The sequence below is a fragment of the Flavobacterium sp. GNP010 genome (assembly GCF_056428945.1).
In genome coordinates this window covers 1-12,290 of record NZ_JBWJVK010000052.1, presented here as the reverse complement: position 1 = coordinate 12,290, position 12,290 = coordinate 1, and the positions used below count along the sequence as shown (strand labels likewise).

Here is a 12,290-nt window from a genome sequence, read left to right as displayed (position 1 = left end):
TTTTATTTTGAACCAGTCGTTTCAAAAGATATTGTTCGTTTTAATTGTAAGTATTGCAACCGCATCAGTTGTAATAGCAATTCAAATTACAAACGCTGACCCACATTGCCATCCCGAGCGGATTCGAGGGAACCATTTTTATCCAACCATCCGCAAGAATTAATGCATTTGTATCATTTATAAGGGTTGCTAGTTAATCTAAATGGTCTGGAATTAAATAATTATTTCCTCAAAATGTGGAAAACCGTAAGTTAAACGATATTTTATAGTATAGATTTGACAGCATAATATTAATCTAAATCTCACTATCAAATGAAAAAATTGACTATTGCTTTAATTATTATCCTGTCATTAGTACCAAAACAATCACAAGCGCAAAATAGTGGTGCCGGTATAGCAGCGGTGGCTGGTGGTCTGTTAGCCATAGGAGCAGGGATTGCTTCCATAGAGGACATGAAAGAAAGAGCAGAATTGACCGCCACCCAATACATTTTGGCGAATCATCCCGAATTAAATAGCTTTTCATTAAAAACATTGGATTTTAATGGTAAAAAAACAAAAGATATGTCAGCAACCTCTGTGATTTCTTTTAAAATACAAGAATTCAGTCCATCCGATAATCCAAAACTTGATGGTAAAAAGCTGGTATTAATGGCTTTTACCAGCTACGGTTGGATCAGCGATCAAGGAATTGACTTCAATAAGGTAGAATGGTACTTGATTGACAATAACGAATGGATGAATATGATGGTAGCCTATGCTAAAGTAGCTTCAAAAGAAAAAAACGAGGCAGCACTAAAGGATGCGTTAACGAATGGTGTAGTCGTTAACAAAGGCATAAAAGCGAAAGGAAAATCGGAGATTCCTTTTTTTAAATTAGAAGGGGATATGTATTTGGTGACCGACTATTCATCGGACATGAAATTGATTTACAATGAGAAAACACTCGGAATATTTTTGAAAAAAACAGGCAATTTAGTGCAGATGGGAAGAGCAGCGGTTATTGATACGCACGAGTTCTTATTTCAACAAAATTAAATATAGGTATAACAAGCGTTAAACAAGTACAACGTGCTGAGGGGTGCACCAAGTGCGTAATCCAAATAAAACAAACGGCAAATGCAGAAAATCCATTAAAGAATAAACTGTACAAGGTAATAAACATTTAATTTGCGCACATTGGATAATAAAATAGGGGAGGACAGGCAAGGTAAATATCACTAAAATTGGGTCTAGTGAAATCTTATAAAACATCGTTTATTTACACAAATACAATCAAAATAAATCAAAAGATATCAACTTTACTAAAAATAAGTAATCCTTTTACGACTTTCCTCATTCATCTTAATTAATTATTCGATACTTTAGCAATCGAATATTTAGGTTTTAAATTAAAATCAACCTCTTAATGACATTCAACGAAGATTCCAGAGTAAAAATACCCAGCTTACTCCATTTAACCCGTTTAGGATATACTTATATTTCATTGAAAAATGCCGTATGGGATGAAAGTACAAATATTTTCACCACTGTTTTTATAGACAGTATTTCTAAAATAAATCCAGGAATTGAGCAGTCTGATGCAAAACGATTATTGGATGAAGTTTCTTTATTGCTAGACAATGAAGATTTAGGGAAGGCGTTTTACGAAAGAATTACAGAACGCTCCGGAATTCGATTAATTGATTTTGAAAACTTCGAAAACAACACATTCAATGTGGTAACTGAATTGACTTGCAAAAAAGACGATGAAGAGTTCAGACCAGATATTACTTTATTGATTAATGGAATGCCTTTGGTATTTATTGAAGTAAAAAAACCGAATAACCAAGATGGGATTTTAGCGGAACACAAACGTATTCAAACTCGTTTTGAGAATAAGAAATTCAGGAAGTTTGTCAATATCACCCAACTGATGGTATTTTCCAACAATATGGAGTATGACAATAATTCGCCAATGCCCATTGAAGGAGCTTTTTATGCTACAGCATCCTATCAAAAACCATCATTCAACTATTTTAGAGAGGAAGATAAATTTGATCTGAAAACAATATTATCTGAATTTGATGAAACTGTAGAAAATGTCATTTTGAAGGATACTAATTTAGTGGGAATTAAAAACTCCCCAGAATTTCTAACGAATAAAAATCCAAACTCAGCTACCAATAGAATTTGTACTTCTTTATTCCAAAAGGAACGTTTACAATTTATGTTGCAATATTCCATTGCTTATGTCAAAGGAAGTAAAGGCTTGCAAAAGCACATCATGCGCTACCCTCAACTTTTTGCCACCAAAGCTATTGAAGCTAAACTGGAAGAAGGCGTTAAAAAAGGTATTATTTGGCATACACAAGGAAGTGGAAAAACAGCACTCGCCTATTACAACGTTAAATACCTAACTGATTATTTTCAAAGTAAAAAGATCATCCCAAAATTCTATTTTATTGTCGATCGATTGGATCTACTAATTCAAGCGGGTAAAGAATTTAAAAGCAGAGGATTGGTTGTTCATAATGTGAATTCAAGAGAAGAATTTGCAAAGGATATTAAATCAACCAGTGTTATTCATAATAATTCGGGAAAAGCAGAGATTACTGTAGTTAACATTCAAAAATTTCAGGATGATCCTGATGTGGTTCGTAATACCGATTATCAACTCAACATACAAAGGGTGTATTTCTTAGATGAAGTACATCGAAGCTACAATCCAAAAGGAAGTTTCTTGGCCAACCTGAACGAATCGGATTCCAATGCCATCAAAATTGGATTAACAGGAACACCTTTGTTAGGAACTGACTACAACTCAAAAGCATTATTTGGGGGATACATTCATAAATACTATTACAACTCATCTATTGCCGATGGATATACTCTGCGTTTAATTAGAGAGGAGATTGAAACCAATTACAAACTTACCCTAAAACAAGCCTTGGAAGAAATTGAAATTCTAAAAGGTAATGGTGATAAGAAAATTGTCTATGCACATGCTAAGTTTGTCGAACCGATGCTCGATTATATTGTTCAGGATTTCGAAAAGGCCAGAATTTCTATGAACGACAATACCATTGGTGGTTTGGTAGTTTGTGACTCTTCTGATCAGGCAAAAATGCTTTTTGAAATATTTGAATCGAAGTATGCTCAAAAAAGAATAAACACCATTGATCTGGCTATGGCTGCAGAGCCTTCAGAAAGTTATGGAGACAAAAAGAAAGCCGAAACTAAAGTAACTACAGCTGCGGTAATCCTGCACGACATTGGAACGAAACAAGACCGAAAGGATCAAGTGGAAGCATTCAAAGACGGTCATATTGACTTTTTGTTTGTCTATAATATGTTGCTTACCGGTTTTGATGCGCCACGCTTAAAGAAATTATATATTGGCCGCGTGATTAAAGCGCACAATTTATTGCAAACCTTAACCCGTGTCAATAGAACCTACAAAGATTTTAGATACGGTTATGTCGTTGATTTTGCTGATATCCAAAAAGAATTCGATAAAACCAATCAGGATTATTTCAACGAATTGCAATCAGAATTGGGAGACGAGATGGAGCATTACTCCAATATCTTCAAATCACAAGAGGAAATAAATGCGGAGATAAAGGAAATAAAGGAGGTGTTGTTTCATTTTGATACGATGAATGCCGAGGTTTTCTCTCAACAAATAACACAAATCAATGATAGAAGCGAAATACTGAAAATTACCCGTGTGTTGAGCAATGCCAAGAGTTTGTATAACCTGATTCGACTCTCTGGAAATTATGAACTGTTAGAAAAACTCGATTTTCATAAGCTGACGGTTCTATCTCGGGATGCTAATAATCGTTTGGCGCTGATTAATGCAAAAGAAGCCTTAGAAAGTAATATTGATACCTCAAACCTTTTGAACATTGCCTTAGAAGATGTTATTTTTGCTTTTGTCAAAGTCAAGGAGGAAGAAATGGTGTTGGCAGACCAACTCAAAAATATCCTCCAAAAAACTAGAGAAGCCTTAGGTGGAAATTTTGACCAGAAAGCACCTGAATTTATTTCGCTGAAAGAAGAACTCGAACGCTTGTTCAAAAAGAAAAATTTGAATGAAGTCACCAAAGACGAAATGGAAAGCAACATCGCAGCCCTGGAGAAGATTTATGCAAAAGCAAAAGAATTGGAACGAAAAAACCAACTGCTTAGAGCCAAGTACGATAATGACGAAAAATACGCCCGTTTACACAAACGCCTTATGGAGAAAGATCCTTTGACGGATAGTGAAAGTAAATTGTTTGAAGCGTTACAAGGACTGAAAAAGGAAGTCGATGCACAAATCATTCAAAATTCTAAAATGCTCGAAAACGAGAGTTTTGTAGAACGAATGATGATGCGATTGGTGATTGACCAATTCAAAAATAAACAGCAGATTCCACTTGATGCTACTACAACCAAACGTATTAATGGAATGATCGTAAAAGAATACATGAATGAGTTTTATGGACGAACAGCCTACTAATATGAACACCGGAGAAATACTTATATATCAAAATCTGGATGGCAATATCAAAATTGATGTTCGGCTTGAAGAAGAAACTGTTTGGTTAACTCAGGCTCAAATCGCTATGCTTTTTGGTAAAGGCAGAAGTACGATTACCGAGCATATTGCGAATGTTTTTAAAGAAGGGGAATTAGACGAAAAAGTGGTGTGTCGGGATTTCCGACTAACCACTTTACATGGTGCTATTGAAGGAAAAACACAAGAGAACAGCGTCAAACATTACAATCTGGATGTTATTATATCCGTTGGTTATCGTGTAAAATCATTACAAGGAACTCAATTTCGTATTTGGGCGACCCAACGCTTAAAAGAATACATAGTGAAAGGTTTTGCCTTGAATGACGATCGTTTCAAATCGGGTTCGTCTATGAATTATTTCAACGAATTGCAACAACGCATACGTGAGATACGCATATCCGAAAAATTCTTCTACCAAAAAATAAAAGACATTTATACCACAAGTATTGATTATGATTCCAAAGACGAAAAGACAGTTGCGTTTTTCAAAATTGTTCAGAACAAACTACTTTGGGCCATATCTCAAAATACAGCTGCTGAATTAGTTTATCGAAGAGTGGATGCAACCTTACCACTTTTAGGCATGCACTCCTATGATAAAAAGGAAGCCAAATCAATTGCAAAAACTGAAGTTAGCGTTGCTAAAAACTATCTCAATGAAGATGAAATGAAAATGCTTGGTTTATTGGTAGAACAATATTTGGCATTTGCCGAAACGATGGCGCTACAGCAAACCCCCATGTACATGAAAGATTGGACCGCCAGATTAGATAGCATTCTGCAACTCAACGGAAGAGAATTACTGACACATGCCGGGAAAATAAGTCATCAAATGGCTTTGGATAAATCATCCGGGGAATTTGAAAAGTTTAAAGAAAAACAAAAAACAATTGAAATCGAACAAAGCTTAAAAGAAATTGAAGCCGATATCAAAAAAATGAAAAAATAATAACAAGTAGATAAAGAGCAATTTAATGTGATTGCTTCGTTCCTCGCAAAGACAAAATAAAATGACCACTACAATACAGTTTGAAAAGCAAACCAAAAACCTCATAGACGATTTAAAAAGCGTTTGTGCCAATTACGGTTTGGGAAATGACGGAAACGAATTCAAGATTATCACCCAAGTATTTTTATATAAATTCCTGAATGACAAATTTGTTCACGAAGTAAAACAACTCGATGACAAAATAGCCAAGGCCGACAATTGGGAAGCGGTTCTAAGAGATTACAATGACAACGATTACGAAATGCTGATGATGCAAATGAGCGAAAGTACCGCCCGTTTGCATCCCAAACATTTTATATCCAGTTTGTTTGAAAGACAAAACGAAGCCAACTTTTCGGATATATTTGACAATACCTTACTGGATATTGCGAAAGAAAACAGCGATTTATTCTCGGTATTGACCGAAGGTGGCGAGAAAATTGTCTTGTTCGAAAACATAAGTAAATATGTAACAGACAAGCGTGATGATTTTTGCAAAGCCATTATCAACAAGCTGATTAATTTTAGTTTTGAGAATATCTTTCACGAAAAGTTTGATTTTTATGCCACTATTTTCGAATATTTAATCAGTGATTACAACACCAATAGCGGCGGAAAATATGCCGAATATTTCACACCGCATGCCGTAGCCAAAATCATGGCGCGTTGTTTAGTGGATGGCGAAGTAAGCAATGTAACGTGTTACGATCCAAGTGCGGGATCCGGAACCTTGTTGATGAATTTAGCACACCAGATTGGTGAAACGAAATGCACCGTGTATTCTCAGGATATTTCACAAAAGTCTTCGAACCTATTGCGACTGAATTTAATCCTGAACGATCTCGTACACTCGATACCGAATATTGTAAAAGGAAATACGATCCTTGAACCGTACCATAAAGACAAAAACGGACGCTTGCAACAGTTTGATTACATTGTGAGTAATCCTCCGTTTAAATTGGATTTCTCTGATTATGTTGCGGATTTGGACAGCAAGGAAAACCACGAACGCTTTTTTGCAGGAATGCCAAATATTCCAAAAGCCAAGAAAGACAGCATGGCTATTTATCCTCTGTTTGTACAACACATTATGTATTCGCTTACCGCCAAAGGTAAAGCGGCCATTGTAGTACCCACAGGATTTATCACGGCACAAAGCGGAATTGAACGCAAAATACGCGAGCAAATGGTGGAACACAAAATGTTGCGCGGTGTGGTAAGTATGCCGAGTAATATTTTTGCCACGACAGGAACGAACGTTTCTATTTTGTTCCTTGACAAAACAAACACTAAAGGCGATATTGTCCTGATGGATGCTTCTAAACTGGGAACAACCGTAAAAGAAGGCAAAAACCAAAAGACACTCTTATCCCCACAAGAAGAAGATTATATCATTGATACGTTTAACCAGCACGAAGCCAAAGAAGATTTCTCGGTGGTGGTTTCCTATGACGATATCAAAGCCAAAAACTACTCGTTGAGTGCCGGACAATATTTTGAAGTGAAAATTGAATATACCGACATTTTGCCAAAGGAATTTGAGGATAAAATGAAGACTTTTGAAACCAATTTGAGTGCGCTTTTCAGCGAAAGCAAAACTTTGGAAATGGAAATTCAGAATAATTTGAAGAGTTTGAGATATGTTTAATATAATAAAGTTAAAAAATATTTCAAAAACTATAGGAAGTGGAATTACACCTTTAAGAAGTAATCCTCGCTATTGGGAAAACGGAACTATTTATTGGCTTAAGACAGAACAGCTTGGTGAACATGAAATTTACGAGACATCGGAGAAAATATCACAAAATGCTATTGATGAAACGTCTATAAAAATATTTCCCAAAAACACTTTGTCCATAGCGATGTACGGAGAAGGAAGAACTAGGGGAAATGTTTCAATTTTAAAAAATGAAATGACAACCAATCAGGCTTGTTGCAATATTGTTATTGACAATCAAAAAGCTGATTATGAATATGTTTATTATTTCTTAAAAACCCAATATCAAAATCTTCGAAGTTTATCATCGGGTGTACGGAAAAATTTAAATTCAAATGATATAAAAGAGTTTGAAATCAGATTACCAAATGGCATACAAATCCAAAAGGAAATCGCAAAAATCCTTTCAGATTTAGATGCCAAAATAGAAATCAACAACCGCATCAATACCGAGCTGGAAGCGATGGCAAAAACGCTGTATGACTATTGGTTTGTGCAGTTTGATTTTCCTGATGCCAACGAGAAACCCTATAAAACTTCTGGTGGTAAAATGGTTTGGAATGAAGAGTTGAAGAGAGAGATTCCTGTGGAGTGGGAAGTGAAAACGCTATTGGATATTGCAAATTTTGTGAATGGTTTAGCTTGTCAAAAGTTTCGACCAAAGGAAAACGAACATTCATATAGGGTAATTAAAATCCGTGAAATGGGAACTGGTTTTACTGAAAATTCAGAGTTTGTAAGTACAAATATTCCTGAAAAAGTGATAATACATAATGGAGATATATTATTTTCTTGGTCAGCAACTTTAGATGTTAAAATATGGACTGGTGGAACAGGAGCATTAAATCAACATATTTTTAAAATTACTTCAAAAGATTTCCCCAAAAGCTATTATTATTTTGAACTTCTAAATTATTTGCAACATTTTAAAATGCAAGCCGAATTGCGTAAAACTACTATGGGGCATATTACACAAGATCATTTAAAACAAAGTAGAATTACAATTCCACATTCAAATTTAATCCATAAATTGGATGAAATAATAAAACCTATTTTAGAAAAAAAAGTAAAATTGGAAGAAGAAAACCAAGAACTCGCTTCGCTTCGGGATTGGTTGTTGCCTATGTTGATGAATGGTCAGGTACGTGTGGGTGATGTTGCGGAAGAGTTGGGAATGGTTGCGGAAGAGAGAGAACTTTATGAAGTCAAAAAGAACTAAATGCCATGAAAGCAAAACACTACGAGAAACATATTTTTTGTTTAGAAGGCGATTGGAATGAGAATTTAAAACAAAAAAGTTCCATTTTACCTGCTTTAGAATTGCTACAACTGAATGCCAATATAGAGAGTGTATATAAAACCTGTGCCACCAAAGTTGAATTTTATGCGAGACTAGAACAATTACTGGGTAATAAAACTAAATATGGCAAGTATCAAATTATCTATTTAGCGTTTCACGGTTTTAAAGGTGGAATTGAAATTTCAAAAAACGAAGAGATTTCTTTAGAGGAATTGGCTGATGTCTTTGAAGGAAGATTACACGATAAAATAATACATTTTGGAAGTTGTAGTACTTTAAAAGCACACGAAGATTCCATTTATCACTTTCTAGAAAAAACGAACGCTCTCGCTATCTCTGGTTATCAAAAAGACATTGATTTTATATCAAGTACTGTTTTTGATGTTTTATATTTTGAAATCTGCCAGCAATATAAAAGTATAAGCGCTTTAAATGATAAGATGTTAAATTTCTACGGTGAGTTGTGTGACCAGTTAAAGTTTAAAATATACAAATTACCTAGAGTTTATTAGTGATTGGGGAATGATTTTTAAAATACGGATATAATTTACGAGATGTCAAAACGCGATGAATTACAGCAAATGCCTTTGTACCAAAAGGCAGAGCAAATCCTAAAAATCACCATGGGATTATTAGAAATTGTACCTAAAGAAAACGAGTTTTTGCAGGAAACGACGGTGCGATTTATGATGGACAATGCGTTCCTGATTCCAGCCAAAATTGCTGGGGCTGCAGGGGTTGGTTTGTATGATTTAAAAATGGAAAACGCTACACTTATTCGTAAAGCCGCTAGAGAATTGTATGTACAGGCAGGAAGTTTACGTTTTGAAAAAGACATTACTGACAAAGATTATATCGAATTATTAAGAAATACGATTGATGAATTCAGGTTATTGTTTATTGACTGGGTGGCGGGTTTTGATGTATGGGATTATATCAAAGACAGTTGGGGATTGTTCAATCCGCCCGGTGTCAATGCTCATGATAAAGATCCGGATGATGATATACCATTTAATCCCAATGATTTTTTTGATGATATTTAGATCGATTTGAATTCGAAAATGCGAAGAGGCAGGTTGTTACCTATGTTGATGAATCGTCAGGTAAGTGCGGGGGATGTAAGGAAAAGTTAGGGATGGTTGTGGAGGGGAATATTGAATATAAAAGAAGTTAGCAATGGATATTTTACAAATTTGCAAAGATGTTTTAATTCGTTTAACTGAAATGGATTATGAGAGAAAAGGCGGAAGTTCAAATGAACGAATAATTTTCCCAAATATATTTCCATCTAAAAAAGATGGTAAAATTTTTACTGAAGAAGAACTTCTAAAATATACTAGAATTTCAGAACAAGAACTTAGATTTTTATTTGTTGAACAGTTTTTAAAAGATACAGACAAAGATTTATTTTACTCAGTTGAAACTCCAACGGAAAAAAAGTATCGCTTTGGGAAAACTAATGAAGATATACCAATTTTAGATGATACTGGTAGATCAGCATCAATAGATATGTGTGTTTTTAAAAGAGATTCAGATAATAAGTACAATCGTTTTTTAAACATAGAATTTAAAAAAGCAAATGCTTCAATAAAAAGTATTTCAAAAGATATTTTAAAACTATTGAATGAAAACCAGAATGGGGCATTTATTTTATTACTAAAAAACACAGACGCAGGAACATTAAAGAGTGTTTTTCAAAAATTTTCTAGTTCATTTGAGGCACATTCACTTAAAGACAATTTGAGTTATAATCGTACAGCCTGTATAGATATAATTATTCTTTCACTTGAAGAAAAAAGAAATAACAATGAAACATCATTTTTAATACATAGACAAATAAATAAAGATGCTAATTTAAAGAATATTTTCACTTTCGAAGAAAGTTTGACCAACATAAATGAAGTAAAGAAAAATGGCTGGAAAATTGAAGAACGATAAAATTTCTACAGGAGGAGTTGAGGAAGAGTTAGGTATAATTGCAGAGGAAATCACACGGTTTAGGAAGTGAGTTAATACCGTAGTAAAGACAAATTTTATAAATTAAACAGAATACATTTTATGATTTTTATACCTCCAATGGAGATTGCTACAAGGATTATGACTTTGATAGACAATGCAAAAACAGAATTAATTTTGGTATCGCCTTACATTAGTATTGATAATTGGGCAAAGTTTAAAAAATGTTTACAAAGAGCTATAAACAGAGGAGTTAACATAACAATCTTTGCAAGAGAAAATGCAACTCAAAATTTAGAAACTATTAAATCTTTTAAAGTTAATCTGTTTTTAGTTAAAGATTTACATGCTAAAATTTATCTAAATGATACTTATGCAATTGCCTCCTCTCAAAATTTAATTCAATATTCAGATGACAATTCAATTGATTTTGGATACAGCACTGAGACAGAAGAAGAAAGAAATCAATTATTAACCTTTATCAATCAATATTTAATAGTTACAAAGCCATTTAAGAAAGAGTTTCGTGAGGAAATAAAATCTATTGAGAAAAAAGAGGCCGTAATAAGTATTACTCCAGAAGTAATGAAAGAATTTAATATTCAAAAAATCTACGATACTTTTTGTAATAGACATGAACATGTAAGAATAAATAATGACGCTACCTATGTCTATTGTTCTAAATTATTCCCATTTGGAGATGTCATGTTTAGAGAAGGTCTTGAAATCCGATTTAATTTTAAACAAAAAGGTTACGATAAAATTGTTGAAATCATAGAAAACATTGATTTTCAGTACAATAATTACAGATATGAGAGGAAAATAATAATGAATAAAACCTATTATACATCATATATTTTTATTCCTCAAGAAGTTACGGATAATCAAAAATTAATTTATGATTATGTTTTTATGTGTAATACTATTTTGGAAAAAACTGGAAATAAAACTGGGATCGGAAAGCTATCAGAAATAAAACAAAACTTTAATCGGGAAGACATTAATAAAATTTATAAAAGCTTTAAACATGAGTTCCCTGATTCAAATTGTAAGGTAAAGTCTTTATATTTATTTAGTAACGAATTACTCTCTTTTGCTGATGTTTTGATTGATAATGAATTTAAAATTAAAATTGAAATGGACAGGGTTGATTTTAAAGCTATTGAAAATGTTTTAGTAGAGATGGATTTTAATTATAATTACAAATATGAAAAATATATGTACCAAGAATATGAATCAAGGCTCTATTTCCATTTGAAGCCAGTAAAATTTGATGATATTCAATTGCTAATTTCTGATTACATAGCTATTACAAAAGAAATTTTAAATAAAACTGAAAAGGCAGTTTTCAAGGAAGAAATAGGAATTATTGAAGGTAATTAATCGTTCATGAGTATTGTTATTAGGACGCAAATGATAGCTGAGTACGGAGAGAAATATGAAAATAATTTATAATATCAATGGATATTAAGCTAACAATACAAAAAGGAGGTTTTATTGTTTTTGAAAAAACCGGTGTTTATCCTGAATTTTTACTGTTTCATTCGACAGCACTTAAGAGATCATGGCGTTTCAAAAAGACAAAAGAGATCCAAGATGGTGTTTTGAAAGTAAATGGTTATATAGCATTCCATTATTTTTTTGATGGTTTGGGTTGTAAGATGCAAAGTGTCAACAATGGCATTGTCACTTCTGAATGGGATATTGAAGAGATTATGATGGAGTTGAGGGATTGAATAGTTAGGTTTTGTTGATGAATGTATCTCTAATTTAATATAAAAAT

Annotated in this window: 10 protein-coding genes; all 10 read left to right on the top strand. The window is 33.4% G+C overall.

All coding sequences use genetic code 11. The features are described from left to right. Positions 1-312: 312 nt before the first annotated feature. Complete coding sequence (locus AC061C_RS14400) at positions 313-1,038, top strand: hypothetical protein (protein WP_478291754.1); 726 nt, start codon at positions 313-315, stop codon at positions 1,036-1,038. 370 nt (positions 1,039-1,408) lie between these two features. Beyond that, positions 1,409-4,486 (top strand): type I restriction endonuclease subunit R, encoded by a 3,078-nt coding sequence (locus AC061C_RS14395; RefSeq protein ID WP_478291753.1) that lies wholly within the window; start codon positions 1,409-1,411, stop codon positions 4,484-4,486. Further along, entirely contained in the window at positions 4,458-5,495 is a 1,038-nt protein-coding gene (locus AC061C_RS14390) for a virulence RhuM family protein (protein ID WP_478291752.1), read from the top strand. The genes AC061C_RS14395 and AC061C_RS14390 overlap by 29 nt, the downstream gene beginning before the upstream one ends. A 61-nt stretch (positions 5,496-5,556) precedes the next feature. Then, positions 5,557-7,182, top strand: coding sequence for an HsdM family class I SAM-dependent methyltransferase (locus AC061C_RS14385; RefSeq protein ID WP_478291751.1), 1,626 nt, complete (start codon positions 5,557-5,559; stop codon positions 7,180-7,182). Then, entirely contained in the window at positions 7,175-8,470 is a 1,296-nt protein-coding gene (locus tag AC061C_RS14380; protein ID WP_478291750.1) for a restriction endonuclease subunit S, read from the top strand. The genes AC061C_RS14385 and AC061C_RS14380 overlap by 8 nt, the downstream gene beginning before the upstream one ends. Positions 8,471-8,475: 5 nt before the next feature. Next, positions 8,476-9,063, top strand: a complete 588-nt coding sequence (locus tag AC061C_RS14375; RefSeq protein ID WP_478291749.1) for a DUF6642 family protein — start codon at positions 8,476-8,478, stop codon at positions 9,061-9,063. A 42-nt stretch (positions 9,064-9,105) separates the two neighbouring features. Further along, positions 9,106-9,594, top strand: coding sequence for a hypothetical protein (locus tag AC061C_RS14370; protein WP_478291748.1), 489 nt, complete (start codon positions 9,106-9,108; stop codon positions 9,592-9,594). Between the two features lie 133 nt (positions 9,595-9,727). Continuing rightward, the gene (locus AC061C_RS14365; protein WP_478291747.1) at positions 9,728-10,489 is read left to right on the top strand and encodes a hypothetical protein; all 762 of its coding nucleotides are present in this window, start codon (positions 9,728-9,730) and stop codon (positions 10,487-10,489) included. A gap of 120 nt (positions 10,490-10,609) precedes the next feature. Continuing rightward, complete coding sequence (locus AC061C_RS14360; RefSeq protein WP_478291746.1) at positions 10,610-11,890, top strand: phospholipase D-like domain-containing protein; 1,281 nt, start codon at positions 10,610-10,612, stop codon at positions 11,888-11,890. A gap of 77 nt (positions 11,891-11,967) precedes the next feature. Next, positions 11,968-12,243, top strand: a complete 276-nt coding sequence (locus AC061C_RS14355) for a hypothetical protein (protein WP_478291745.1) — start codon at positions 11,968-11,970, stop codon at positions 12,241-12,243. Positions 12,244-12,290 lie beyond the last annotated feature (47 nt).